Origin of the sequence: Vreelandella maris (genome assembly GCF_013371085.1) — a bacterium.
In the GTDB taxonomy this organism is placed as follows: Bacteria; Pseudomonadota; Gammaproteobacteria; order Pseudomonadales; family Halomonadaceae; genus Vreelandella; species Vreelandella maris.
The window spans coordinates 24063-49253 of sequence record NZ_JABWCV010000021.1 but is presented as its reverse complement, the minus strand read 5'-3'; the positions used below and the strand labels follow the sequence as shown (position 1 = coordinate 49253).

Annotated in this window: 22 protein-coding genes and 1 tRNA gene; 5 read left to right on the top strand and 18 right to left on the bottom strand. The window is 53.9% G+C overall.

Features of this window, described 5'->3' with window-relative positions:
• Positions 1-7 precede the first annotated feature (7 nt).
• The 9 genes from HUO07_RS16205 to HUO07_RS16165 form a co-directional block, all read right to left on the bottom strand.
• A complete protein-coding gene (locus HUO07_RS16205; protein ID WP_176304415.1) occupies positions 8-1195 on the bottom strand; it encodes a multidrug effflux MFS transporter in 1188 nt (395 codons plus the stop codon).
• A gap of 176 nt (positions 1196-1371) precedes the next feature.
• The gene (locus HUO07_RS16200; RefSeq protein ID WP_176304414.1) at positions 1372-1890 is read right to left on the bottom strand and encodes an STAS domain-containing protein; all 519 of its coding nucleotides are present in this window, start codon (positions 1888-1890) and stop codon (positions 1372-1374) included.
• A complete protein-coding gene (locus HUO07_RS16195; RefSeq protein ID WP_176304434.1) occupies positions 1880-3073 on the bottom strand; it encodes a PP2C family protein-serine/threonine phosphatase in 1194 nt (397 codons plus the stop codon). Before HUO07_RS16195 ends, HUO07_RS16200 begins: the two co-directional genes overlap by 11 nt.
• An 8-nt stretch (positions 3074-3081) precedes the next feature.
• Positions 3082-3921, bottom strand: coding sequence for an MlaA family lipoprotein (locus HUO07_RS16190; protein WP_176304413.1), 840 nt, complete (start codon positions 3919-3921; stop codon positions 3082-3084).
• 42 nt (positions 3922-3963) lie between these two features.
• The gene (locus HUO07_RS16185; RefSeq protein ID WP_176304412.1) at positions 3964-5085 is read right to left on the bottom strand and encodes a beta-ketoacyl-ACP synthase III; all 1122 of its coding nucleotides are present in this window, start codon (positions 5083-5085) and stop codon (positions 3964-3966) included.
• A gap of 128 nt (positions 5086-5213) precedes the next feature.
• Positions 5214-9218, bottom strand: a complete 4005-nt coding sequence (gene hrpA / locus HUO07_RS16180) for an ATP-dependent RNA helicase HrpA (protein WP_176304433.1) — start codon at positions 9216-9218, stop codon at positions 5214-5216.
• A gap of 173 nt (positions 9219-9391) precedes the next feature.
• Positions 9392-11062, bottom strand: a complete 1671-nt coding sequence (locus HUO07_RS16175) for an AMP-binding protein (RefSeq protein WP_176304411.1) — start codon at positions 11060-11062, stop codon at positions 9392-9394.
• Between the two features lie 208 nt (positions 11063-11270).
• A complete protein-coding gene (locus HUO07_RS16170; protein ID WP_101147895.1) occupies positions 11271-12050 on the bottom strand; it encodes a class II glutamine amidotransferase in 780 nt (259 codons plus the stop codon).
• A gap of 46 nt (positions 12051-12096) precedes the next feature.
• Positions 12097-12522 carry a hypothetical protein gene (locus HUO07_RS16165; RefSeq protein ID WP_176304410.1) on the bottom strand — a complete coding sequence of 142 codons (426 nt, stop codon included), beginning with the start codon at positions 12520-12522 and terminating at the stop codon, positions 12097-12099.
• A gap of 62 nt (positions 12523-12584) precedes the next feature.
• Between HUO07_RS16165 and HUO07_RS16160 the strand changes: the two genes are divergently transcribed.
• Positions 12585-14681 carry a S9 family peptidase gene (locus HUO07_RS16160; RefSeq protein ID WP_176304409.1) on the top strand — a complete coding sequence of 699 codons (2097 nt, stop codon included), beginning with the start codon at positions 12585-12587 and terminating at the stop codon, positions 14679-14681.
• Positions 14682-14934: 253 nt separating this feature from the next.
• Positions 14935-15090, top strand: coding sequence for a hypothetical protein (locus tag HUO07_RS16155; RefSeq protein WP_176304408.1), 156 nt, complete (start codon positions 14935-14937; stop codon positions 15088-15090).
• Positions 15091-15101: 11 nt separating this feature from the next.
• On the opposite strand, the gene HUO07_RS16150 is transcribed toward HUO07_RS16155, so the two are convergent.
• The 8 genes from HUO07_RS16150 to grxD form a co-directional block, all read right to left on the bottom strand.
• A complete protein-coding gene (locus HUO07_RS16150) occupies positions 15102-15557 on the bottom strand; it encodes a YcgN family cysteine cluster protein (protein WP_101147892.1) in 456 nt (151 codons plus the stop codon).
• 34 nt (positions 15558-15591) lie between these two features.
• Positions 15592-16167 carry an acyl carrier protein phosphodiesterase gene (locus HUO07_RS16145; RefSeq protein ID WP_176304407.1) on the bottom strand — a complete coding sequence of 192 codons (576 nt, stop codon included), beginning with the start codon at positions 16165-16167 and terminating at the stop codon, positions 15592-15594.
• Between the two features lie 12 nt (positions 16168-16179).
• Positions 16180-16494, bottom strand: a complete 315-nt coding sequence (locus tag HUO07_RS16140; RefSeq protein ID WP_176304406.1) for a YcgL domain-containing protein — start codon at positions 16492-16494, stop codon at positions 16180-16182.
• Positions 16491-17627, bottom strand: a complete 1137-nt coding sequence (rnd, locus tag HUO07_RS16135; protein ID WP_176304405.1) for a ribonuclease D — start codon at positions 17625-17627, stop codon at positions 16491-16493. Before rnd ends, HUO07_RS16140 begins: the two co-directional genes overlap by 4 nt.
• Positions 17628-17673: 46 nt before the next feature.
• Complete coding sequence (gene recR / locus HUO07_RS16130; RefSeq protein ID WP_008959529.1) at positions 17674-18279, bottom strand: recombination mediator RecR; 606 nt, start codon at positions 18277-18279, stop codon at positions 17674-17676.
• Positions 18280-18282: 3 nt separating this feature from the next.
• A complete protein-coding gene (locus HUO07_RS16125; RefSeq protein WP_022522912.1) occupies positions 18283-18609 on the bottom strand; it encodes a YbaB/EbfC family nucleoid-associated protein in 327 nt (108 codons plus the stop codon).
• A 59-nt stretch (positions 18610-18668) separates the two neighbouring features.
• Positions 18669-20618: a DNA polymerase III subunit gamma/tau gene (gene dnaX / locus HUO07_RS16120; protein ID WP_176304404.1), complete on the bottom strand. Its 1950-nt coding sequence runs from the start codon at positions 20616-20618 to the stop codon at positions 18669-18671.
• Between the two features lie 140 nt (positions 20619-20758).
• Positions 20759-21109: a Grx4 family monothiol glutaredoxin gene (gene grxD, locus HUO07_RS16115; RefSeq protein ID WP_008959532.1), complete on the bottom strand. Its 351-nt coding sequence runs from the start codon at positions 21107-21109 to the stop codon at positions 20759-20761.
• A gap of 210 nt (positions 21110-21319) precedes the next feature.
• On the opposite strand from grxD, the gene argF reads away from it, so the two are divergent.
• Positions 21320-22240, top strand: coding sequence for an ornithine carbamoyltransferase (gene argF / locus HUO07_RS16110; RefSeq protein WP_008959533.1), 921 nt, complete (start codon positions 21320-21322; stop codon positions 22238-22240).
• A 90-nt stretch (positions 22241-22330) separates the two neighbouring features.
• Here the strand turns inward: argF and HUO07_RS16105 are convergent.
• A tRNA-Ala gene (locus HUO07_RS16105) sits at positions 22331-22406 on the bottom strand.
• Positions 22407-22612: 206 nt separating this feature from the next.
• Here HUO07_RS16105 and uvrY point away from each other — a divergent pair.
• A complete protein-coding gene (gene uvrY / locus HUO07_RS16100; RefSeq protein WP_008959534.1) occupies positions 22613-23263 on the top strand; it encodes a UvrY/SirA/GacA family response regulator transcription factor in 651 nt (216 codons plus the stop codon).
• Between the two features lie 40 nt (positions 23264-23303).
• Entirely contained in the window at positions 23304-25118 is a 1815-nt protein-coding gene (gene uvrC / locus HUO07_RS16095; protein ID WP_176304403.1) for an excinuclease ABC subunit UvrC, read from the top strand.
• The last annotated feature ends 73 nt before the right edge of the window (positions 25119-25191 follow it).

Below are 25191 nucleotides of genomic sequence, written 5' to 3'. Positions count from 1 at the left end.
ATCCCTTTTACTCACTTATGACGGGCGCCTTGGTTAATTTACGCACGCCGATATTCCCCAACAGGGCAGCACCCAACATCGTCAGTACCATTGGCCAAAGGTGTTCCACTTCAAACAGCCCGACCATCACCCCAGCGAGAGCGCCACAGGTAAACTGAATGCCGCCTAAAAGCGCCGTTGCAGTTGCGCTGATATGGCCAAAATGATCCAACAATGAAGAGATTGCGTTCGGGGTAATCAGCCCAATCATGCCGGTGAAGAGCATAATGAGCGGCACAACGACCATAAGTGACGCCATATTTAACGCGGTTACCAACACCAACCCCAGGGCTGCCACTAACTGAATGAGCAGCCCCAAGCGGAGATTCTGCTGTGGCGTGCGTTTGCGCAGCAGGTGAATATTGACGCGGTTTGAGAGCGCAATGACCAGTACGTTGACACCGAACACGAGCGGATAGGTACCTGGCGATAGACCAAAATAGTCGAGATAGAGAAACGGTGAGGCCGTCACAAATGCAAATAGGCCTGCAAAGGAAGCGGCTACCGCGCAAATATAGCCCATCCCTTCACGATGCTTGAGCACGCTGGCGTAATTGCGAATGACTTGCCGCGGTGACGCCGCAGGAAGCGACATATCACGGGTCTCAGGCAGGCGCGTTCCCAGCAGCCAGACTAAAAAGCCTGCATAAACAGCCAAGAAAACAAAAATTAACCACCAACCGGCCACATGCAACAATAGACTCCCCACTGCTGGCGCCACTAGCGGCGCCAGCATCATAATCATCGCCATCGTCGACATCACTTTGGCGGCCTCTCGACCGCTAAAGCAGTCGCGCACAATCGCTGCCGAATTGACAACACAAGCACCGCCTCCCAACGCCTGCACAAATCGCCAGGCCAGCAGCGAGGAGAGACTATCGACCGTGGTGATCGCTAGACTTGCCAACATAAACACCACTAGGCCGCCCAGCAGTACAGGCTTTCTCCCCATACGATCCGATAATGGCCCAAAACATAGCTGACCCAGCGCAAAGCCAAACAAGAACACGCTAATGGAAAGTTCCGTGCGATGAATGCTAGCGCCGATACTTTCGGCGATGATTCCCATTGCAGGTAGGTAGGCGTCGATCGCAAAGGGGGCAAGCGCCGTGTTGGCGGCAACTAACAACGCTACACGACGGGGATTAAGATGCATGGGTCTCCTTACGGCGATAACGAACGCGCGGGAATAGATAGGCCGCTAATAATAGCTGATTTTAAGACACTTGTCGGGGCTAAGCGCTATACACACAGAGCTAGCACATTGGGTAATACGATGGATCACCCGCTGCGATAGCCCTGAGAAAGCCAAATCAGATTAAAGAGGGGTATTTAATGGTGCGTGGCTGCGTCTTGGGACTCAAGCATGTCAACCAGCGGCTGAAACTGCTCGCGGTTATGCTCGTTCATGTGCATCAAAATACGGTGGGCTTCGAGAATGCGTTCACGCAACCCCTCTTCGTCGGCAGGCTCTTCAGGTAACTCTTCGAGAGCATCGTTAAGCGTTGTTGACTGCTGCAGAGGCGCTTCCATCAAAGTGAAAAAGCGCGAAAACCCCATCACGTCCAACATTTTTCGAACGTCATCATTATCGACAATAATTGTCGGGGACTGCTCTAAGCGCCCTTTTACTGCCATTGCGACCTTGGCCAAGAAACCCAACGCGGTCGAATCCACATTGGTGGCCTCACGCAGGTCAATCAGTACGGCACGCAACCCCGGTGTCTCAGCGAGACGTTGGGCTTGGGTATCGAGTGTCGCGCAAAGCGTCAAGCGCACATCGCCACACAGCTTTAAAACAAAAACACCAGAATCGAACGCCGCTTTAATGCGGCCTTCTTCAATCAGCATGACCAAATCCGCTCACCATCATGATTGTTAGATCATCGGGTAAAGCATCGCGTTCCTGGTTAGCATCGAACTCTGCATCCCCTTCTGCAAGGAGAGCATTCGTCTCTGCTAGCCGGTCGCGCAACTGCTCAAGCGTGACACTCTCGCTTACTAATTGCTCAAGCTCCTTGAGCCGCGTGTCGAGCGTTTTACCCGGCAAGCATTCCAATACGCCGTCTGAGCAAAGCCATAAACAAAAGTCGTTCGGCAACGCACAGCTAAGCGAAGGATACTCCACATCGGGGAAAAGGCCTACCGGCATTCCTTCGCCTTCAAGACGTCTTAGCTCTCCTTCTGCTGCTAAAAGCGGCATGGGAAGTTGAGCGCCGAGCGAATAGTGCAGAGTATGCGTCTCATGGTCAATAACACCGACAAATAAGGTGGCATGTTTGCCTATATCCGTACCCTGTAACTCGCGGTTCATCGCCTTCAGCCAATCCGGCGGCAAATTTTCTGGCTGTTGACCATCCCACTCACTCAACCAACGATTGCATAAATATTTTAGCAGTACCGTGACAAAGGCTGACGACGCACCATGCCCCGACACATCGGCAAAATAGAAGGCGCTATAACGATCGTTATAACGTTGATAGTCTAGAAAATCACCGGATAAATAGAGAGAAGGTGCAAATACATAGTCGTAATACACCCCATTGATGACTTTAGGGCGTAACGGCAGTAAACGCCGCTGGATATGACCACCACTCTGCTGATCCATACGCAGTAGCGCCAAATGCGTCTCTAGGCTCTCATTTAACTCTGCAAGACGCTCGTGATCGCGCTCGCGCTCTAAGGCCAAATCATTTAGCTCGATGGCTTTACGGATCATTCGCCGCAACAGCTCAGCGTGACGCAGAGGGTGGACAATATAGTCCACCAGCCCTACGTCAATGGCTTTGATAAGGTCAGCATCCTGGCGCGAGTCACTCACGACCAACGTTGGTAAGCGTCGCGTTAGCTGTGACCACTGCTGGCGTGGCACTGCTCTGGCGTGGGCCACGATTAGCGCCGTATCCGCAGGCAAGTGGTCAATATCTTCAGCGGCAAATACCCACATGTCGTCGCAGGTAATCGCTTCGGCCAGCGCATCGCGCTCTCGACCCGGCTCGTCGATCACCGCGATCAACTGTTTAGAATGCTCCATCATAAGCCTCAATCGGCGCTATTTTCGCCACCAACGTCGTCGTCACCAGTGTCGCTATCTTCAAAATTGCTGTCATCAAAGTCGCTGTCATCAAAATCGAAAGTATCGCTGGCAAAAGGGTCATCGCCTAACTCTCCATCGCGCACCTCGAACTGACGGCTCTGTAAATAAGCATCACGAATAAAGCGGTAGCGATCACCGCGAATCAACTCTTCCTGGTCGAGCAATCCAGCACGGGTGTCAATCAGGTTGAGCGCTGTCAGGCTTATGCGAACAGTATCATCTTCAACGTAGGTAACCGGATACGCGGCTATGTCAGCAGGTAAACCCGTGGTATCACGCAGCGTGCTGGGGCCGAAGAAAGGCAGCACCAAATAACGTGAGTCATCCCAGCCCCATACTGCCAACGTTTGACCGAAATCCTCTTTATCCGCGGTAATTTCCATCAGCGTTGCGTAATCTAACAACCCGCCAATGCCCACGGTGGAGTTAATCAAAAAGCGAGAGGTAGCAAGGCCCGCATTAGCAGGCTTACCTTGAAGCACGCTATTAAGCGCGGTACGTACTTCGCCTAAGTTAGAGAAAAAGTTTCCTACCCCTGTTTCAACCGGATCAGGGGTAATCGTGCGATAGCCTTTTGCCACCGGCTTAAGCGCGTAACGGTCCAGTACATCGTTGAACGCAAACACTTTGCGGTTAAAGCCTTCCCACGGGTCGTCTGGGTTGGCGTTTTCTGCCATTTGTGTGCTGGCACAACCGCCGCTTGCTAATAACGCCACCAGCAGTAGCGGCAACCCTTTTGAGCGCCACGAAAGCGTTGTCTTGTCGTTACTTAACCACTGCCACATGACATTTTCCTTTTTTCCAATTCCGCAGCACGGTGCAGAGGCCTACACCCGACGGATGACGACACTGCCCGCGCTATAGCCAGCGCCAAACGAACAAATCACGCCAATATCGCCCTGATTGAACTGCTCATGATGCAGGTGAAAAGCAATAATGGAACCCGCTGAGCTGGTGTTTGCATAGCGATCTAAAATGATCGGTGCCTGGGTTTCACTTGGGTCATACCCCAACACTTTACGGGCAATCAAATCGTTCATATGCCGGTTAGCTTGGTGCAGCCATATGCGTTTAAGGTCGCTTCCGTTTAGCTCCAAGGACGCCAGATGATCGGTGATCAACTTGGCCACCATTGGGCAAACTTCTTTAAATACCCGCCGCCCCTCCTGCACGAACAGCTTATCCAACGCCATCGGATCACTGTCCGTCACGCGATTTAAAAAACCCGCATTATTACGAATCGCATTGGAAAACTGAGTGATCAAACGCGTACCGAGGATTTCAAACTGCTCATCAGCAACGGCAACAGCACTATTTTCTAGTACCACAGCAGTACAAGCATCGCCGAAAATGAAGTGGCTGTCACGGTCTCGAAAATTAAGATGCGCTGAGCAAATCTCAGGATTAACCACCAGTGCGCGCTTGACGCTACCGGAGGCTATCGCATTTGCTGCGGTTTCCAAAGCAAACGTGGCTGAACTGCAGGCCACGTTCATATCAAACCCATAGCCACTTGTTCCCAGTGTTTGCTGGACTTCAACGGCCACGGCAGGATAGGCACGCTCAAGATTTGAGCAGGCAACAATCACTAGCTCGATATCAGCGGCATCCACTTGAGCGGCGGCCAGTGCCTGACGCGCAGCCTCGGTCGCCATCTCGCACTGAAGCGAGGGTTCGTCATTACTCCGCTGTGGCAGTTTAGGCCGCATACGCTGTGGGTCAAGGATACCTGACGCATCGAGCACATAGCGGCTCTTAATACCAGACGCTTTTTCAATAAACTCGCTGCTTGAGTGCGCCAGCGGTTCACGCTCTCCTCGCGCAATGGCCTCGGCGTGCAGCTCATTCTCACCATCTACCCAAGCATTAAATGCCGCCACTAGGGCCGCATTATCAATGGCGTGTTCCGGTGTATAGAGTCCTGTACCGGTAATCACCACATGTGTCATGCCAATCTCCTTTAAGCGGCTTGCCGACGTGGCTGGCCAGTGATGGCTAGCGCATAACCTGCGACGAACCCATAACGTTACTGTGTGCGTAAAATAGCGGTTTTTCCAGCACCTTTTTCAACCACTTGCTAAACGCTGATAATCTCTTGCCAGTGCTTTTCGAGGCGTTTCACCGATACGGGCATACGGGTACCTAATTGCTGTGCAAATAGTGACACCCTCAGTTCTTGCAGCCACCAGCCATAAGCGACCAACTCCGGGTCTTCCACCCGCCCGCGACGCTCGCTTTCGCGACGGGCATCAAAGCGGGCCTCTAATGCCTGAACATCCTGCATCATCATTTGATCACGGCCACGTTCACGAGCGGCTTTTTCAAGCCGAAGTAGCGCCGCCTCGGTGTAGCGTGGATATTCATCCAGCCACACACCGGCATCGCGTATAAACCCTGGATAAACCAAACGCTGCATTTGCGCACTAACATCGCTGTACACCAGCGCCAAGGCAAAATTGAGCTTACCTTTGAGCACCTTACTGACTGCCAAGTGCCCTTGCAGTGCGGCTTCAACCTTCACCAGTAGTGTTTTCGCTTCTTCAACGAGCTGACTCTGAGTGGCGGTCATTCGCTCACTGAACTCCCCTTCTGAGCGCGGCAGCGGGTGCTGAGCGACGACCTGGGTAAACACCGCTAGCAGCAGGTCTTCAATCAGGGCTTGCTTGCTGCCCACTTTGGCAAATAGCAGCGCGCACTTCTCGACACCTGGCAGTTGCTTAATCGCTTTAACCTGCTCGGGCAGCTTGGCAATCGCCAGTCGGGCGATGCCCTCTTGGTGCGCGGCGTCAGCTTTTGCAGGGTGATCAAACAGCGCGACTTTGAACTCGCTGGCTTCAGCGACCAACGCAGGATACGCCTCAACACGAATGCCTGCCTGGGTAGTAACACGCGAAGCAGGCAGCGGCTCCTTGGGCAGCCCTGCAACGGCAGGCTCAGAACTCACCTGTTCGGCTAACGCCTGGGCGCCAGCGCTGGCGGCTGCCTCAAAGCGCTGCTCCAGCGCTCGTAGATCACGCCCCTGGCCAAGGGTTTCTCCCGCATGATCCACCACGCGAATATTCATGATCAAATGCGGTTCGAGCAAATCCAAACGCCAGTCGTCAGCATGCACACGCGTTGATGTCCGGCGGCGAATAAATTCACCTAACGCCTCGGTTAACGGGCGTTGATCAGGCACCAAGGTTTCCAGCGCGGCATCCACCCAATCTGGGATCGGCACCACCTGGCGGCGAATGCTTTTTGGCAGCGACTTCAGCAGCGCAATACACTTTTCGCGTAACAGCCCCGGCACCAGCCACTCCAGCGCATGCACCGGCACTTGCGGCAGCATAGCGGCGGGAACGGTCAGGGTGACACCGTCATCTTCAGCTTCGGGGTCAAAGTGGTAGCTCACCGGATAGGCGACGCCAGCAAGGGTTAAATGATCAGGGTACTGCGCCTGGGTAACGTCGCCCGCATCGCGTGCTTTAAGCGAATCGATATCAAAATGCAGTAATTGCGGGTCTTGCTGCTCGGCCTGCTTGCGCCAGTGCTCAAAGCCCTTGCCGTTGACAATGTCTGCCGGGATCCGTCGGTCGTAAAAGTCATAGAGCGTGTCTTCATCGACCAGAATATCCCGCCGCCGAGCACGGTCTTCCAGAGCTTCGACTTCATCAACCAGCGCGCGGTTATGGGCAAAGAAGGCCCCTTTGGTGTGAAACTCCCCTTCCACCAGCGCCCGGCGTATAAACAGCTCTCGGGACTCCTGGGGCGCGATTGGCCCGTAGTGCACCCGGCGCCGCGCCACAATCGGCAGTCCAAACAATGTGACCTGCTCAAAGGCCACCACCTGGGCGCGTTTCATCTCCCAATGCGGTTCGCTGTAGCTGCGTTTAACCAAGTGCTGCGCCTGGGGCTCAATCCACTGCGGTTCAATTTTGGCCACGGTACGGGCAAACAGCTTGGAGGTCTCCACCATTTCAAATGCCATGATCCATTTGGGCGACTTCTTAGCCAACCCAGAGCCGGGGTGGATCATAAATTTACGATTGCGAGCGCCGAGATACTCGCGGTTCTCCACCAGCGTACCCAAATTGGAGAGTAGCCCTGAAAGCAGCGCCTGGTGAACTTTACCGGAGGTTTTACGTCGTGCTTGCTTAGCCTGCTCTTCGCTCTCTTCTTCATAACGTGCAGGTGGCGCGGGCACGTCGATATCCATATCTCGCAACAATTGGCGCAGCTGGCGGAAAGTATCGTGCCATTCGCGCATGCGCAGGTAGTTGATGTAGTGATCGCGGCACCAGCGGCGCAGTTGATTGCCCGACAGGGCCTCACGGGCGTTCTCAATGCCGTGCCAGAGGTTCAGCAAGGCGACAAAATCTGATTCAGGATCATGCCAGCGCTGGTGGGCTTGATCGGCGGCTTGTCGTTTGTCCGCAGGCCGGTCACGCGGGTCTTGAATGGCCAGCGCAGAGACCACGATCAGTACGTCGCGCAGGCTGCCGAATTCGGCGCCCGCCAATACCATCCGCGCTAGGCGCGGGTCAATCGGCAGCCGCGCCAGCTTACGGCCAAGCGGCGAGAGATGCTGTCGTTCATCGACAGCACCCAGCTCGAACAGCAGCCGAAAGCCATCTTTAACAAAGCGGCTATCGGGAGGATCAACAAACGGAAACGCCTCAATATCGCCAAGCTTGAGGCCCAGCATTGAGAGAATCACCGACGCTAAGTTGGTGCGCTGAATTTCGGGGTCGGTAAAACCAGGCCGGGATAGAAAATCCTCTTCACTGTAGAGGCGAATACACACACCTTCGGCGATCCGGCCGCAGCGCCCCTTGCGCTGATTGGCGCTGGCTTGGCTGACCGCTTCCACCGGCAGCCGCTGGATCTTGGAACGGTAACTATAGCGACTGATACGCACCAGCCCTGGGTCGATCACATAACGAATGCCCGGCACCGTTAGCGAGGTTTCCGCGACGTTGGTGGCCAGCACGATACGCCGACCTCGGTGAGGCGCAAACACGCGATTCTGCTCTTCATTGGAGAGTCGGGCGTAAAGCGGCAGAATCTCGGTACCCTTTAAATCGGCACGGCGCAAAATATCGGCTGTTTCACGAATTTCACGCTCGCCGGGTAAGAACACCAGCACATCCCGTGGGCCATGCAGCCAGCCTTTCTCACGTTCAATAGCTTCGATCTCACCCACCGCATGCAGGATCCCCTCTTGTAGCGTGCGGTCTTCCTCATCCTCGTCGTCACGTATTAGCGGCCGATAGTGCACTTCAACAGGATAAGTGCGGCCGGTGACTTCCACGACCGGGGCGGGCGTTGTCGCAGTGCCAAAATGTTTAGCAAAGCGATCGACGTCGATTGTTGCTGAGGTAATGATGATCTTCAGGTCAGGGCGCTTAGGTAACAAACGCTTTAAATAGCCGAGCAGAAAATCGATATTGAGGCTACGTTCGTGGGCTTCATCGATAATGATGGTGTCGTAGCGCAGTAGCAGCGGATCGTGCTGGGTCTCGGCCAACAAGATCCCGTCGGTCATCAATTTAACCAACGTACTCGGGCTACTCTGGTCGGTAAAGCGCACCTGATAGCCTACTTGGTCGCCGAGAGAGACTTGCAGCTCTTCGGCCAAACGTCCTGCAACGCTGCGAGCAGCCAGGCGACGCGGCTGGGTGTGACCAATCAACCCACGGCGACCACGCCCGAGCTCCAGACACATTTTTGGCAGCTGGGTGGTTTTGCCTGAGCCGGTTTCCCCTGCCACCACCACCACTTGATGATTGCGTATCGCGTTAACGATGTCTTCTTTGCGCTCGACTACCGGTAGCTCAGGTGGATAATTAAGCGCGACTTGCTGGGCTTCACGCAGGCTAAGTTGTTGCTGAGCGCGACTAACCTCGCGCTGCGCTTCTTGTAGCCCGCGGCTGATCGGCTTGTTATCACGCAAGCGTCGGCTCAAACCGGCCAAGCGTCGCTCTAAACGCTCTGCATCACGCAGCATCACATCGCCCACTGCTTGTTTCAGCGCAGCAAGGCGTTGGCTATCGGTGGGGGCTGGGGATGTGTCGGTGGTCACGGTTGAGTCGGCTTCCATTCGCTTAGGCATGTAAAACTTGGGCATTTAAAAAAGAGATACCAAAAAATCAACCCGCTCAATTGAGCGGGTCTTATACAAAGTTCTTTAGCAAAGTTCCTTAGCACAGTTTCGTAGTGTAACGCTTTCAGCAGCTAGACACCTAACCACAGCGCTAAGTCGACATTTAACGGTCAGGTTGTTGAGGGTTCCTCATCACGCAGTTGGCGGCGGAGCACTTTGCCCACATTCGTTTTAGGTAACTCATCACGGAACTCGATAATCTTAGGCACTTTATAGCCGGTTAATTCTTTTTTGCACCAGTCACGTAGCGTTTTCTCATCAAGCTGGCTATTTTTACTCACCACAAACAGCTTAATCGCTTCGCCAGCATTTTCGTCCGGCACACCTACCGCTGCCGATTCAAGGACGTCTGGGTGGGCGGCTACCACATCCTCGACTTCGTTGGGATAAACATTGAAGCCGGAGACCAGAATCATGTCTTTTTTACGATCCACGATGCGAATATAGCCATCATCCTGTAGCACGGCGATATCACCGGTGTGGAACCAGCCATTCTCATCAATAGAAATCTGGGTTTCGTCTTCACGCTGCCAGTAGCCTTTCATCACCTGCGGCCCTTGCACGCACAGCTCCCCAGGCTCGCCCATCGCCACGTCATTGCCATCCGCGTCGACAACTTTTACTGCGGTGCCTGCTACCGGCCTGCCAATGGTGCCCAGTTGAATCGCATCGGTGGGGTTAAAGCTCACGATAGGCGATGTTTCCGTCAGGCCATAACCTTCGGCAATCGGGCAACCGGTGGTTTGTTCCCAGCGCTGCGCCGCGGCTTTGGTCAGCGCCATACCACCGGAGATTGTCAGTTTCAGCTTGGAGAAATCCAGCTGCTTGAAATCGTCCCGGTTACACAGCGCATTAAACAGCGTATTGAGGCCGATGAAAGCGGTGAACGGCAACCCTTTGAGCTCTTTGACAAAACTATCCAAATCGCGAGGATTGGTGATCAACAAAGAGTGGTTGCCCGTTTCCATCAAAAATAAGCAGTTAACGGTAAATGTGTAGATGTGATAGACCGGTAGCGGAGCAATGACTAGCTCTTCGCCATCGGTTAAGTGAGCGCCAATGGCTTCGCGGGCCTGCAGCATGTTGGCGATCAGATTACGATGAGTCAGCATCGCCCCTTTCGGCATTCCCGTCGTACCACCGGTGTATTGAAGCGCGGCTAAATCATCGTGAGTTCTCTTGACCTCAGTATGGCTTAACGAGGCACCTTTTTTCAGCGCATCGCGAAAGCCAATTGCACTGGGTAGCGAATAGACCGGCACCATTTTTTTAACGTGCTTTACCACAGCATTGATTAGCCAGCGCTTGGGCACATCGTGCAAGTCAGCTAATTGAGTGACTAGCACGTGCTTGATGTCTGTTTTATCGAGTACTTTCTCCAGCTTATCCGCCATGTTGGCCAAGATTAAAATGGCTTTAGCATTGGAGTCTTTGAACTGGTTAGCCATTTCCCGCTCGGTATATAGCGGGTTGGTATTCACCACCACCAGCCCTGCCCGAAGTGCGCCAAATACCGCCACCGGAAACTGCAGTACGTTAGGTAGCTGGATAGCGATCCGATCGCCGGGGACGAGGTCGGTTTCGTGCTGCAGCCAAGCGGCAAAGTCTGCTGACAGGCGGTCAAGGTCGGCGAAGGTTAACGTTTTCCCCATACAGGAAAATGCAGGCTTGTCCTTAAAACGTTCTACTGCGGTATGAAAAACATCCGTGACTGAATCGTATTGATCCAACCCTTCAAGCGCTGGGCCACGTAAAACGGCGGCGTTGGCGTGTTCGCTCATGGGCAATCTCCGCTATTGGTGTCGGCGTAAGTCACCGACCTTGTTGTTGTCGCTAAGCTCTGTCTGAAAAATAAGTTAAGAAGCCCAACGATATACGACCTACAACAGGCTGTAAAACGATCGATTGAAACTTACGTTTCAACTTTAGCCCATGGTCGGGTTCGCTTTATTGGCTGCTTCTCTCATTACAATTTAGTAGTTCGTTCGTTTATGGACAGTAACGCGCCTGGATTTCTCCATCGCGCCATACCAATAGCTCACCCGGCACCATGCGCTGCCAGGCTTCGTTGTGGGTGAGAGGTTCAGTGGCAATCACTGAAACGATGTCGTCAGGCGTGGTATGTTCGGCAAAATTCACCGTCATTTCAGCGTCAGAAAGTTCCGCATCACCAAAAGGCGCGCAGCGAGTAATGTGGGCTAGTTTGGTGGCGCAAAACGTATATAAATAGCATCCATCAGAGAGCAGCATATTGAAAACGCCCAATGCTCTGAGTTGCTCACATAACTGGTGCAAACGCTCCCAAAGCACTTCGGGTTCCGCAGGTGGGGTAGGAAACTCACGGCGAAGCTCTCCCATTAACCAGCAGTAGGCGTACTCACTGTCGGTGCTACCAACCGGGATGTAGTTTCCTAACGCTAGACTCTCCCAGCCACTTAATTGGCCATTATGCGCATAGCACCAGGGACGCCCCCACATTTCACGGGTGAAAGGATGGGTATTGGCAAGCTTTACGCCGCCCACATTCGCTTGACGAATATGGCTGATCACCACATTAGATTTAATGGGATAGTCGCAAATTAGCCGCGCAATGGGCGAATTGACAGAGGGGTGGGGGTCACGAAAATCGCGGTAACCGCCCTCTTCATAAAAGGCGATACCCCATCCATCGCGGTGGGGGCCGGTGCCTCCACCGCGATGCAAAAAGCCCGAAAAGCTAAAGCAGATATCGGTAGGCACATTGGCGCTCATGCCAAGCAATTCACACATACGCTTCACACATGCTTAAACACCGAAGGGTTGGTTAAGGGGCTCATTAACCAATCACCGGTTCACGACGACGAGAAGGCGGCTGGTCATCATTAGGTTCCTCTTCTTGTGTCACATACTCAGCATTGCTAGAACGACGCCACCACCACAGGGCGACACCAATAAGCGCGCCTAGCGCCATACCCAACACCAGCCACATCAGCCCGCCACGAAGCGCTGAACCGTTATTTTCTAAAAAGCCAACCGCTGCCACCATCGCCGAAGGTGCCCAACCGGTATAGAATTCACCCTCTTCAATCAGCGGCAACCGGAAACCAGCAGGCGCCCATATTGCACCAGCGACTGACCAAGTCAGCACTAGACGCGGCAAGCGAGGCAGAAAAACAAACGCAAAGTAGACCGCGACAATCACTAACAGCGACAGACCGTAATAACTCAACCACAGCAGTGACGTTGAATTTGCAAACAGCATAATACCCCTCATGTGGGTGAACTCACCCGACGTTGATTTCCCGTTATGGTACCTATCAATTTATGAAAGCACAGCTCGGCATACACTCAGACTTACCCGCTGCGCGCTATTATCGCGCTAATGACCCGCAATGGTACTGGTTAGAAGAGCGTGATAACGCTGACGTTAGTGACTTTTTAGAAGCCGCCAACCAGCAACAAGCCGATTGGTTTACCCCGCTAACTCCGCTGGAAGAAGCGTTATACCAGAGCCACTTGGCTCGCCGTGAACTAGCCGTCACCAGCCTTAAGACACCGCTTGATCACTTTACGTTCTGGAGCAAGACCGGCGCCAAAGACGACTACCCAAGCTGGTGGCGTCATCCCAATAACCAACCTGAACAATATGAGTGCTTCTTCGACGTTAGCGCCCGCGCCGCCGAGTATGACTTTTACGACATGGGCGACATGGCGCTTTCACCCGACGAGCAGTGGCTAGCGTGGACAGAAGATACCCAAGGCGATGAACGTTATACGCTCTGGTTGAAAGCCTTGCCTAACGGATCACCCGTGCAACTGCTTAGCGATATTGGCGCTGGCCTATGCTGGGCAGAAGATCAAACGGCCACCACCGCCACCCTACTATTTACCCGCTTTGATGACACTCAGCGCCCCGATAGCGTATGGCGCATCCTACTAAGCCTGGCTAACCCCAGCGCCTCACTAGCGCCTGAGCTGGTGCTGCGTGAGGACGACCCGGAGTTCTGGATTGGCATCGGCAAAACACGTTCACGGTCATGGCTGTTGCTCGAAAGCGGCTCAAAGGACACCAGTGAAATTCATCTGCTGCCAGCGCACTCCCCTGCCGAGACGCCCCGGTGCATTCAGCAGCGCCAAGCGGGGGTGGAGTACAGCATTGATCACCGCCCAGGCAGCTTTTATCGACTGCATAATCAAGCAGGCGCTCACTTCCAGCTTGATTATCTGCAGGAAAGCCAGCTTGGCCAGCGCCAACTAGGTTGGCTAACCTTAATCGGTCACCGTGAAGAGGCCACGCTTGAAGGCGTCGATGCGTTCTCCTGGGGACTCATGCTGGGTGAGCGCGATCATGACCAAGCGCAGGTGCGTTTAAGGCGATTAGTGTTTGACGCGCAGCATGCCTGCACGTTGGATGAGTACCTGGCTCTGCCCGAACAGCCATGTTCGCAACTGCTGGAAGATGCACCGCATTTTGATAGCCAAGTACTGCGCTTACGCGAAGAGTCGTTTACCCAGCCACCCAGCTGGTTCGCGCTTGATCTCACCAGCGGCGAACGAACGCTACTCAAACGTGCACCCGTATACGGCAATCTTCAGCCCGAACAATTAATCAGTAAGCGCCTATGGGCCACCAGCCATGACGGCGAGCAGGTGCCGGTATCGGTGGTCATGCGCGCCGACCTAGCGGATCAGCCTTTACCCACGCTGCTGTATGGCTACGGTGCTTATGGAGAGGCGTTAGATCCTTGGTTCTCTATCGCCCGGTTAGAGCTACTAGAGCGCGGCGCAGCTTTTGCTGTTGCTCACGTTCGAGGTGGCGGTGAGCGCGGTGAACCCTGGTATTTAAACGGCAAGATGGCCCATAAGGAAAACAGCTTTCATGATTTCCTGGCGGCGCGCGAGGCACTGGTTGAGCAAGGCGTTAGTGATCCGCAGCATGTAGTAGCCTACGGCGCTAGCGCCGGCGGGCTACTGGTTGGCACCTGTATAAACCGTGCGCCTGACGCTTTCTGCGCTGCCTTGCTTGATGTGCCCTTCTTGGACGTACTACGTACGATGCAAAACCCGGAACTTCCACTGACGACCGCAGAGTACAGCGAGTGGGGGAACCCCGAAGACCCAGAAGTGGCCGAACGAATAGCCGCGTACTCCCCCATCGACAATATCAAAGCGCAGGCTTACCCAGCGTTATGGATTGAAGGCAGTTGGTTTGATACCCGAGTCAGCTACTGGGAGCCAGCCAAATTTTATGCCCAGGTCTCACTACAGCAACAGGGTTCAGCGCCGGTGCTAATGCGTACGGATATGAGCAGCGGACACGGTGGCGCATCCGGGCGTTTCAAAGCCTGGCGCGATACGGCGCGGCAAGATGCTTTTATTCTTTGGGCGCTGGGATTGGCAAAGCACTCTCAAACTAGCTGACGCAAATTATTAATTATAACTTATATCTACTTCTTGGCAGTGCTACGGCGCTGCTTTTTAATAGCCAGACTTAATTTTATGAAAAATTTTATGAAAATATTTTCCACAAGCTATTCACTCGCCCACACTTCTGCCTCATACTACACCTTAGTCGCATACACTAACGTCTAATCTCAATCTATAAGCCCGCGGTTTATAAGCTCATTTTATAAGCCCAATGCTTATGATAGCTCTTTAGGAGTCAATAAAAGTTATGAAATACCAAGATCACTTCCCGACAATTTGGGACGCTCCTCGTAAGACTAGCGCCAAACCCGCTAACCAGGCGCCAGCTAAAAAAGTACTTTCACCGGTTAAAGAAGCGTTTTTATCTATTTGGGATATCCCAAAGCGCCAGCCCAGCGCATAAAGCGTCAGGAATTACATCGGCAGCACGGCAATGATGTGTGACTCCAACTGCTGCTCAGGGACTTCATCTTGAGAAACGGCAAAACTACGCACACTGATCCCTTTACGGTGAACCCGTTCGGCGTCATTGCTTAACAGCGGATGCCAGCCTGCCAGCTTGCGCCCTTCTGCCACCCGACGGTAGCCACAGCTTTGTGGTAACCAGGTGAACTCTTTTACCAAGGCGGGGGTAAGCTGGGTGCAGTCCGGCACCGTTTTAAAACGGTTCTCATAATCGCTGCACTGGCAGCTATGTATATCCAGCAGGCGGCAAGCCACGTTTAGCACTGCCAGTTCCTGGGTATCTTCGTCGTGCAACTTTAACAGGCAGCACTGCCCACAGCCGTCGCATAGCGCTTCCCACTCCTGGGGCGTCAACTCTTCTAGGGTATAGCGCTCCCAAAAACGCTCGCGCATCGCGGTTTCCATCGTTTTCTCCTTCACTACCACACAGAAACACGTCCTATGGTGGTGTATCACTGTGGCTTAATTCTGCCAACAGCGCCGGCCATAAAGCCTGAAAATCGTCCTCTAGCGCTTGGTAATCGTCGTGCAGCCAGGGCACCAGAGCGGCAAGCTGATTCGGGCCAGACAATCGCTGGCCGATTCCCGCAACAGCGCGGCAGGTAAACGCAAAATCAGCGTAGCCTCTTAACCAATCGTGCTCGACAAGTGATGGCACCATGCCCGCCAGCCGGTTCGGCGCAGAGCGTGCTAAGAGCAGTCGATAGCAGCGTTTTACAATCACTTCCTGGTCAGCCTGCCCCGCCGTATCACGGGCTAGAAAATGGTCCCACACCATGTCGAGCGCAATGCCCGCATAGCGGCGCTGAGCAGGCGGGGCGCGTCGCCGCGCATTCACAACGCTCGGATGACTATCCACCCAGGCATCCACCCGGCGATGATGGCGAATGCCTAGCGCCGTGGCCGCGGGCCAATCACTTAAGTCACGCCCTTTAACCCCATCGGCAATTAAATTGCCGTAGAGAAAATCATCGCTACCCGCCCTGACGAGCCAAGCATGGGCAAGAAAATTCATGTAAAGCTAACGCTACTCATCGTGAGAACGCATATTAGAATGCGAGGCTACATGGGCGCGATGCATGTCGAGCAAGTAGGCCTCTTTAGGCGGCGGCATCTGTAAATAAAAGCCTTTATCGTTAATACCTTCGACCACATCGGCCGCATTAACACGTGACAACTTTTTATCAGCCGTTAGCAGCATGGTAAAAACCGGCACTGGCTTACCAAACGTTTCCAGCAGTGGCGCTGGTATATTTGCCAATCCTTGACGTTTATCTACGTACAAATACATTTCATCTTTACGCGAGCTTTTGAACACCTCGCAAATCAGTTTGTCGCTCATGATGGTCGCTCCTCAAGGGCCTGGGCCAGCGCAGCATTCAAATACTCTCCCCGCCAACCGCTCGGCCAGGTGCAAGGCTCGCCCGCCAAGTCCTGCATCACCAATGTTTCAATATCACGGCGGCGCAGCAGCATTTCCGGTGCCACACCTAAGTCGTTGGCTTTAGCCGTCACCGCTTTTTTGAGTGCCTTAAAGCGCGATTTGAACGATGGATGCATCGGGTCTGGCCAGCGTGTCGGCAGTGACGCTTCATCGCAATGCTGCGCCTGCTTCACCATTGCCAAAAGAGCATCACCCTCTTTTTTAATTAGCACCGGCTTAACGCCTTCCACCTCAGCGAGCTCGAAGCGGTTGCTGGGCATCTTTTCGGCGATGGCGAACAGCAATTTATCGCTAATTAGCCAATTACGCGGCAAATCGCGACGACGTGTTTCGCCTTCACGCCATGTGGTCATCAGCCGATACGCTTCCATTTGACGGGGCAGTAAGCGCCATAATTGGCGTTGACGGGTATACCACTGTTGATCGTTATTAACGCTACGGCCGGCCTGCTCAATCAAGCTAGCGCACTCAGCATCCACCCACTCGCGACGGCCTAGCGTAGTAAGCTTTTCAGCCTGTAGCGTCCAGACTTTTAATAAATAGATAACGTCCAGCGCGGCGTAATGGCACTGCGCAGGCGACAGCGGACGCACTAGCCAGTTTGAGCGTGTTTCCTCTTTAGGCAGCGTTTCACCGACCCAAAATTCGACCAGTTTTTGATACCCCATTCCTGGATTTTCACCCAAAAAGCCTTGTACTACCTGAGTATCAATTAAAGGTACGGGTAACACCCCTGCCCAGTGCTGAAAAACTTCCAGGTCCTCGCTACAGGAGTGGAGTAACTTAATCGCCCTGTTTTGCAGTAGAGCACGGAATTTATCAGTACACGGGACAGCCACCGGATCAATCAGATAAGCCTCTTCACCCGCGGTGAACTGAATCAATGCAGGCACTGGAAAGAACGTATTCTCTCGGAAAAACTCGGTATCCAGAGCAATCACAGAAGCATCGGCTACTTGATCGCACGCAGCATCAAGCGCCTCTGGAGTATCAAGCCATTGAAAAGAGGGAGTAAGAGAGGACAAAAGCATTCTTCCAAGTTGGCGCAAGCGCTGAAGCGCTTGCGTTTAGATAGGCTTATTCGCTGGCAAAAGGCAGGCGACCATTAAACGCGCGACTCAAGGTGCCGCCATCAACATACTCCAGCTCACCGCCCATCGGGACGCCATAGGCAAGCCGCGAGAGTTTGACGCCATATTCTGCTAACTGTGAGGCAATATAGTGAGCTGTCGCCTCCCCCTCGATAGTAGGGTTCGTCGCCAACACCACTTCTTCGACAAGCCCTTCTGCGACACGTGCTTCTAACAAATCCAAACCAATCGATTCTGGGCCAATGCCATCTAACGGCGAAAGGTGACCGTGCAGTACAAAATAGCGTCCTTTAAAGCCTCCGGCCTCTTCAATCGCTAATTGATCGGCAGGTGACTCCACCACACACAGCAACGCATCATCGCGGCGTAGGCTTTCGCACAGCATGCAGATGTCGGCTTCAGTGAGCGTGCGGCAACGTTGACAATAGCCGACTTCTTCAATGGCTTGTTGAATAACCGCAGCGAGTCGCTGCCCCCCTGGGCGTTCACGCTCAAGCAGGTGCATCGCCATGCGCTGGGCCGTTTTAGGCCCAACGCCTGGCAGTACGCGAAAAGCATCCATCAACTGCTCAACGAGAGGAGAAAAACGCATTGCTTAGAACGGCATCTTAAAGCCGGGCGGAAGGTTCAAGCCAGCGGTCGCTTCTTCCATTTTTTGTTTAGAGCTAACTTCCAATTTGCGCACCGCATCGTTGACTGCCGCGGCTAACAAATCTTCCAAAAGCTCTTTGTCTTCTTCCATAACACTGGGGTCAATGGTCACGTTTGACACGTCGTGCCGACCATTCATAGTGACCTTGACCATACCGGCTCCCGCCTCGCCCTGCACTTCGGCTTTGGCGACTTCTTCCTGGGCTTGCTGCATTTTTTCCTGCATCTCTTGGGCTTGTTTCATCAAGTTGCCCATTCCACCTTTAAGCATGGTCTAGTCTCCAACGTGGTTAAAAGATAGGTCAATATTGCGATGATAGGTGAGACAGCTTAGCGCATTTCATCGGCTGGCTTAACGCTGGATTCTATCAGCTTTGCCCCAAACGCCTGCTGTAATTTCTGTACATGGGGGTCGTGATTGAGTAGATCAACCGCCTGGGCATGACGCTCTTGATTAAGACGCTCTTCGCGCTGCCTAGGTGTTTCCAGGCTATTAGACAACTCAGCCACGTAAAACGCTATTCGCCGCGGCATGCCCTGCTCTTTCAGCGCCCGCTCAATACGTGTTTGGTGCACCTCCGCCTGCATGGCCTCCTGGCTAGGGTCCAGGCGAAGGGTCAACAGCGTGCCATCATCACTTTCGACCAGACAGTTGCCGGCCAGGTTGCGCGTCAAACCGCCCAGCCCGAGTGCCTCAAAACATTGCAACCATTTTGCGTTGTCCAGCATACCAGCCGGGGCCACCGAAGCAGGTTCCTCCTGCGCAGGAGCAGGGTCTGCTGTCAACTCTGGCACTGGCGGCGAAACCGGTTCCGGCGCTGTTGTTGATTCCGCGACAGGCGCTGGATCAACCATAGCCGCAGGCTCTGGGCCTTGATCAGGCGCGCCAACCTCTGACGATGATGTTTCATTCTCGACAACCCAAGGGGGTGGCTCTTGTAACGGCGCCTCCTCTTCAGCGACAGGTAGGGCTTGGGGCTCGGCTTGGGGTTCTGACTGAGCTTCTGGCGTGGGCTGTTCTTCTGGAATGGTCTGAATGTCAGGCGTTGTTTTCGTTTCTGGCGTGGGCGCTGATGAAACCGTGGCCGGCGCGGGAACGTGAGCATTCGTTTCTGACGCTGCCTCACCTGTAGGCTCGCGACACAGGGGCAGCGGTGTACGCGGCGGTTTCGGTACGCCTTGAGGACGAAACGCCAGCATGCGCAGCAGCGTCATCTCCAGGGCGCTGCGCAGATCCGGTGCGTGCACCATATCCCCGCGGCCCTGAATACCGATTTGGTAATAGAGCTGAATGTCCTCGGCGGTAAAGCGGCTCGCTAGATGTAGGATAACATCGCGGTCGCCGTGACTATTATCAACCGCATCCGGCACCATTTGCGCCACCGCCAAGCGGTGCAGAATGCTGGAAAGCTCATCCAGCACCGCGGCAAAATCAGGGCCTTGTTCTGCCAACTCAGCCACTTCGGCCAGTAAGCGCTGCACATCCACATCGGCCAGGGCTTCTGCTAGCCCAAGAATATGACGATGATCCAAGGTGCCCAGCATGGCAGCCACATCCGCATGGCGAACCGCCCCCTGGCCAAACGCGATGGCTTGGTCGGTCAGGCTCATGGCATCGCGCATTGAACCTTCGGCCGCTTTACCCAGCAGCCACAACGCGCTCTCATCAAATGCAACGCCCTCTTCCCCTAGTACGTAAGTGAGGTGCTCCACTACGCGCTCAGGCGGCATATGTTTGAGGGTAAATTGCAGGCAGCGCGAGAGTACCGTCGGCGGCAACTTTTGCGGATCGGTGGTCGCTAGTAGGAATTTAACGTGAGGGGGCGGCTCTTCCAGCGTTTTCAGCAGCGCATTAAAGCTGCTGGTGGAGAGCATGTGCACCTCATCAATCAGGTACACCTTGTAGCGCCCTTGGGTCGGCGCGTACTGAACGTTATCGAGTAGCTCGCGGGTATCTTCCACCTTGGTTCGAGAGGCTGCATCGACCTCAATCAGATCAACAAAGCGTCCTTCATCAATGGCTTGGCAGCTATCGCACTGCCCACAGGGGGTAGAGGTAATGCCTTCATCACCACGCCCGTTGGCCGTGCAATTCAAACATTTGGCGAGTATGCGCGCCAAGGTGGTTTTACCCACCCCACGGGTACCTGTAAAAAGATACGCATGATGTAAACGTCCCTGATCAAGGGCATTTACCAAGGCGCGTTGAACATGGGCCTGACCAACGAGTTCGTGGAATGTGCGGGGTCGCCACTTGCGGGCCAGAACCTGATAGCTCATGAAGCTGTACTTCCTTCAGCGGGCTAACTTACCTCGCGCTGAAGACAGCGCAAGGTAAGTGCCACGGTGCATAACAATGTGTCATTCTAGCGGTTGCACCATAGCCCGCCAACCGCTTAGGGCGGAGTGCTCAACAACACTTAAGCGTTGTCACCACCCTCTGCAGCACCAGCGCGCTCGGCAGCTGCTTTCACCAGTTTTTCCAGCTCACCGTTTTGATGCATTTCCACCACGATGTCACAGCCACCGACTAGCTCGCCTTCTACCCATAACTGAGGAAATGTCGGCCAGTTAGCAATCTTTGGCAGTTCCGCGCGAATGTCCGGGTTATCCAGAACATTAACGAATGCAAAGCGCTCACCGCAGCTCATCAAGGCTTGCACGGTCTGGGCGGAAAACCCGCACTGTGGCAACTGTGGCGACCCTTTCATGAAAATAAGGATCGGGTTTTCGCTGATTTGACGCTGAATGTTTTCGGCGGTAGTGCTCATACTATTTCCTCGCTTATTGATGACCGATGCTTAACTACTCCGTTGCTTAGCTACGTAGCACTTAAATCTAGCATTTGAACGTAGCACTAGAAAAAGTACCTGAGTAGAGCGCTCGGCTTTAACGTGTGGGTCTATTCTACGCATGCCATTCGCGTTGCGCATCCCCTGCTGCATAGCTAGGATAGTGTTTTTGCGCGGAGAGAAGCCCTTATGGCGACACGCCATTTCCTAACGCTGTTGGATTTGACCCCGGATGAGCTGGATTATTTGATCCAGCGCGCCATTACCATCAAGACCAACCTTAAAGCCCAAGGCCCTGTTTATACACCCTTACCCAACCGCACCCTGGCGATGATCTTTGAAAAATCGTCAACACGTACGCGTGTGTCATTCGAAACGGGTATGGCACAGTTTGGTGGTCACGCGCTATTTCTCTCCCCTCGCGACACCCAACTAGGCCGCGGCGAGCCGATCGAAGATACCGCTCGCGTACTGTCGGAAATGGTCGATGCGGTAATGATCCGCACCTTCTCCCACGCAGGCCTGGAGGCCTACGCCAGCGCCAGCAGCGTGCCGGTTATTAACGCTCTGAGTGATGACTATCACCCCTGCCAGTTGCTAGCCGACGTAATGACCTGGACCGAGCTACGCGGCAGTGTAAAGGGACGCACGGCAGTATGGATTGGTGATGGCAATAACATGTGCCACTCCTGGATCAATGCGGCCCGTCAGTTCGGTTTTCATTTGCGCATATGCTGCCCGAAAGGCTACGAGCCACGCGCCGACATCATGGCGGCCGCTGGTGACCAGATAACATTGCTGCATGACCCGCAAGCAGCGGTCAAAGACGCCGACCTGATCACCACCGATGTCTGGGCCTCCATGGGTCAGGAAGAAGAACAGGCCAAACGTGAGGCGGATTTCGCTGGCTTCCAGGTAACCGAAGCGATGCTTGATCAGGCGAATCAAGAGGTGCTATTCCTGCACTGCCTGCCAGCACACCGCGGCGAAGAGATCAGCCAGACGCTGCTTGATGACCCCCGCGCCGTTGTTTGGCAGGAAGCCGGTAACCGCTTACATGCACAAAAAGCGCTGATCGAGTTCTTACTGCTGGGCAGGGTTGCTGAGTAAACTTTACTGGAGACGAAAAAAAAGCCTCGTTTAATCAACGAGGCTTTTTTCTATAATCTTGATAAATATTATCAGGATTATATTTAATTTTGGTGGAGCCTAGCGGGATCGAACCGCTGACCTCAACACTGCCAGTGTTGCGCTCTCCCAGCTGAGCTAAGGCCCCACATGCTGCTCTTTTCGACAGCGAGGCGGATACTACGATGAACATTTACCTCGGTCAAGTTTTTGAACCACCAGCGTTGACTAATTCTCCTTTGTCGCCAGCTGTGGCACTCTATATGTCGTTAGCAAGATATGTAGTCAGCAATATAAAGTAGCGTACAAGGCCAACGCCTGAGCCCATGATGTTTCCATGCAGGAGCGTATCCATTGATCAGTGTACTTATCGCCGATGATCATCATTTAGTAAGAACCAGTATTGCGCACCTGCTAAACGAAGAGTGTGACATTAAAATTGTGGGCGAGGTCGACGACGGTGAAAATGCAGTGACACAGTGTCGCCATTTGAAGCCCGACATCGTGCTAATGGATATCCGCATGCCGGGCATCGGCGGGCTGGAAGCCACGCGCCGCATTCACCGCACAATGGAGGACGTCAAAGTATTGATCCTGACCGCGCACATGGAAGACAGCGTACTGCGTCGCATGTTGGAAGCTGGTGCCTCAGGATTTTTAAGCAAAGGTGCAGACGCAATAGAGATGACCGACGCCATACGCCAAGTATTTCATGGTCGGCGCTATGTCAGTCAGGAAATTGCGCAACGCTTAGCCCTTTCACACTTTACTAATGAGGATAATCCGTTTAGCCACCTCTCCCACCGTGAGCTACAGATTGCCCTGATGATTGTTAACTGCCAACGCGTGCAAGACATCTCAGATCGCCTGCACTTAAGCCCTAAAACAGTAAATACCTATCGCTATCGACTGTTTGATAAACTACAGATTGCTACTGACGTTGAGCTCACTCATCTAGCGCTCCGCCACGGGTTAGTCGAGGGGTTTGACGCCGCCCAGATATAACTCAATTTCCCCTGCTGTTATCGGGTACCGACACGCTGATATGACCTTTGATGCAAAACAGTTTCTAAGCTCGGTAAGTACCTCTCCTGGTGTTTATCGCATGCTTGATGAACAAAGCAACACGCTCTATGTAGGCAAAGCAAAACGCTTAAAAGCGCGCCTTGCCAGCTATTTTCGTGGCCAGCTGAATACTAAAACCCAGGCCATGGTCGGACGCATCGCCGACGTCCAGGTCACCGTGACGCGCACTGAAACTGAAGCCCTGCTGCTCGAACAGACGCTGATCAAGCAGCTGCGTCCGCCCTACAACATTTTGTTGCGCGATGATAAGTCCTACCCCTTTGTCTTTGTCACCGACCGCCACCCTTACCCGGCACTTGAGTATAAACGCGCTCGTCAACGTAGCGATGACGGTCGCTATTTAGGCCCTTACCCCAGCAGTGGTGCGGTACGGGAAAGCCTAGCGCTGATGCAAAAAATATTTCATATTCGGAACTGCGAAGACAGTGTGTTCGCGCACCGTTCGCGCCCCTGCTTGCAGTATCAAATTCAGCGCTGTAGTGCTCCTTGCGTCGACTATATTTCCGCCGAGGATTACCAGCGCGACGTTGAACATGCGGTGATGTGCCTGGAAGGCAAAAGCGAAAATGTCACCCAAGAATTGATGGAGGCAATGGAAGCGGCCAGCCAAGCGCTGAACTTTGAGGAAGCTGCTCGCCTACGCGATCAAGTTCAGCAGCTGCGACAGCTTCAGCAGCGTCAGTTTGTCGATACAGGCGGTGGTGATGCAGATATTTTTGCCTTGGCACAGCGACCCGGCGCGCTAGGCGTTTCTGTTCTCAGCGTTCGCGACGGACGCCTGCTGGGGGCACGCCATCACACGCCAAAAAACGACCTCGATCTCCCGCTAGAGACACTGCTCACTGAAGTGGTTAGCCAATATTATTTTGGCCAACCGCATAACGTTCCTAGCGAAGTCATTACCAGCCACCCACTCGACGATAGTGAGCTGATTGCCGAAGCGTTGACGCAGCAGGCGGGTAAACGCATCCGCGTCACCAGCCAGGTACGCGGCCACCGTGCCCAGTGGCAACAGCTTGCGATTACTAACGCGGAGCAGCAATTGGCATCGCAGCTTGCCAATCAAACGCAACTTACTCAGCGCTTTACCGCGCTACAAAAAGCACTCGGCTTGGAAGAAACGCCTCAACGCCTGGAGTGCTTTGATATTAGTCACAGCCATGGCGAAGCGACGGTTGCTTCTTGCGTGGTGTTTGATCATCAAGGCCCACGTAAAAGCGACTACCGCCATTTCCGCATTGAAGGGGTGGCCGCAGGTGATGACTACGCCGCCATGCAACAAGCGCTCACACGGCGCCTTAAACGGGTGAAAAGTGGGGAAGCGGTAGCCCCCGACATATTGATCGTTGACGGTGGCAAAGGACAGCTCAACATGGCACGCGAGGTGTTTAAAACGCTTGAGATCACCAATATCATTCTCTTGGGCGTCGCCAAAGGCACCACGCGTAAAGCGGGGCTTGAAAGCCTATTTTTGGAAACAGCGGACAATCCGCTTGATTTGGATCCGGCCTCACCGGCCCTGCATTTAATCCAACACATTCGCGATGAGTCACACCGTTTTGCCATTGCTGGCCACCGCGCCCAGCGCGATAAAGCGAGACGTACTTCGACACTTCAGGATATTCCTGGCATCGGCCCCAAGCGCAGGCGTGAGCTGCTGCGCTTCTTTGGCGGCCTGCAGGGGGTGCAAAAGGCTAGCCGCGATGAACTCGCCCGCGTTCCAGGTATTAATGCCTCGCTAGCCGAGAGCATTTACCGGGCGCTCAATGGATAAACCGCCTCTTGGCATAGATGCTATCGGCCAAGGGGGATAGAATAAGCGCCAGACACTTCGAATCCTCTGATTT

Bases quoted from the DNA above. Each gene is read 5' to 3' on its own strand.
- HUO07_RS16205 (WP_176304415.1), bottom strand. From the start codon at position 1,195: ATGCATCTTAATCCCCGTCGTGTAGCGTTGTTAGTTGCCGCCAACACG.
- HUO07_RS16200 (WP_176304414.1), bottom strand. From the start codon at position 1,890: ATGCTGATTGAAGAAGGCCGCATTAAAGCGGCGTTCGATTCTGGTGTT.
- HUO07_RS16195 (WP_176304434.1), bottom strand. From the start codon at position 3,073: ATGGAGCATTCTAAACAGTTGATCGCGGTGATCGACGAGCCGGGTCGA.
- HUO07_RS16190 (WP_176304413.1), bottom strand. From the start codon at position 3,921: ATGTGGCAGTGGTTAAGTAACGACAAGACAACGCTTTCGTGGCGCTCA.
- HUO07_RS16185 (WP_176304412.1), bottom strand. From the start codon at position 5,085: ATGACACATGTGGTGATTACCGGTACAGGACTCTATACACCGGAACAC.
- hrpA (WP_176304433.1), bottom strand. From the start codon at position 9,218: ATGGAAGCCGACTCAACCGTGACCACCGACACATCCCCAGCCCCCACC.
- HUO07_RS16175 (WP_176304411.1), bottom strand. From the start codon at position 11,062: ATGAGCGAACACGCCAACGCCGCCGTTTTACGTGGCCCAGCGCTTGAA.
- HUO07_RS16170 (WP_101147895.1), bottom strand. From the start codon at position 12,050: ATGTGTGAATTGCTTGGCATGAGCGCCAATGTGCCTACCGATATCTGC.
- HUO07_RS16165 (WP_176304410.1), bottom strand. From the start codon at position 12,522: ATGCTGTTTGCAAATTCAACGTCACTGCTGTGGTTGAGTTATTACGGT.
- HUO07_RS16160 (WP_176304409.1), top strand. From the start codon at position 12,585: ATGAAAGCACAGCTCGGCATACACTCAGACTTACCCGCTGCGCGCTAT.
- HUO07_RS16155 (WP_176304408.1), top strand. From the start codon at position 14,935: ATGAAATACCAAGATCACTTCCCGACAATTTGGGACGCTCCTCGTAAG.
- HUO07_RS16150 (WP_101147892.1), bottom strand. From the start codon at position 15,557: ATGGAAACCGCGATGCGCGAGCGTTTTTGGGAGCGCTATACCCTAGAA.
- HUO07_RS16145 (WP_176304407.1), bottom strand. From the start codon at position 16,167: ATGAATTTTCTTGCCCATGCTTGGCTCGTCAGGGCGGGTAGCGATGAT.
- HUO07_RS16140 (WP_176304406.1), bottom strand. From the start codon at position 16,494: ATGAGCGACAAACTGATTTGCGAGGTGTTCAAAAGCTCGCGTAAAGAT.
- rnd (WP_176304405.1), bottom strand. From the start codon at position 17,627: ATGCTTTTGTCCTCTCTTACTCCCTCTTTTCAATGGCTTGATACTCCA.
- recR (WP_008959529.1), bottom strand. From the start codon at position 18,279: ATGCGTTTTTCTCCTCTCGTTGAGCAGTTGATGGATGCTTTTCGCGTA.
- HUO07_RS16125 (WP_022522912.1), bottom strand. From the start codon at position 18,609: ATGCTTAAAGGTGGAATGGGCAACTTGATGAAACAAGCCCAAGAGATG.
- dnaX (WP_176304404.1), bottom strand. From the start codon at position 20,618: ATGAGCTATCAGGTTCTGGCCCGCAAGTGGCGACCCCGCACATTCCAC.
- grxD (WP_008959532.1), bottom strand. From the start codon at position 21,109: ATGAGCACTACCGCCGAAAACATTCAGCGTCAAATCAGCGAAAACCCG.
- argF (WP_008959533.1), top strand. From the start codon at position 21,320: ATGGCGACACGCCATTTCCTAACGCTGTTGGATTTGACCCCGGATGAG.
- uvrC (WP_176304403.1), top strand. From the start codon at position 23,304: ATGACCTTTGATGCAAAACAGTTTCTAAGCTCGGTAAGTACCTCTCCT.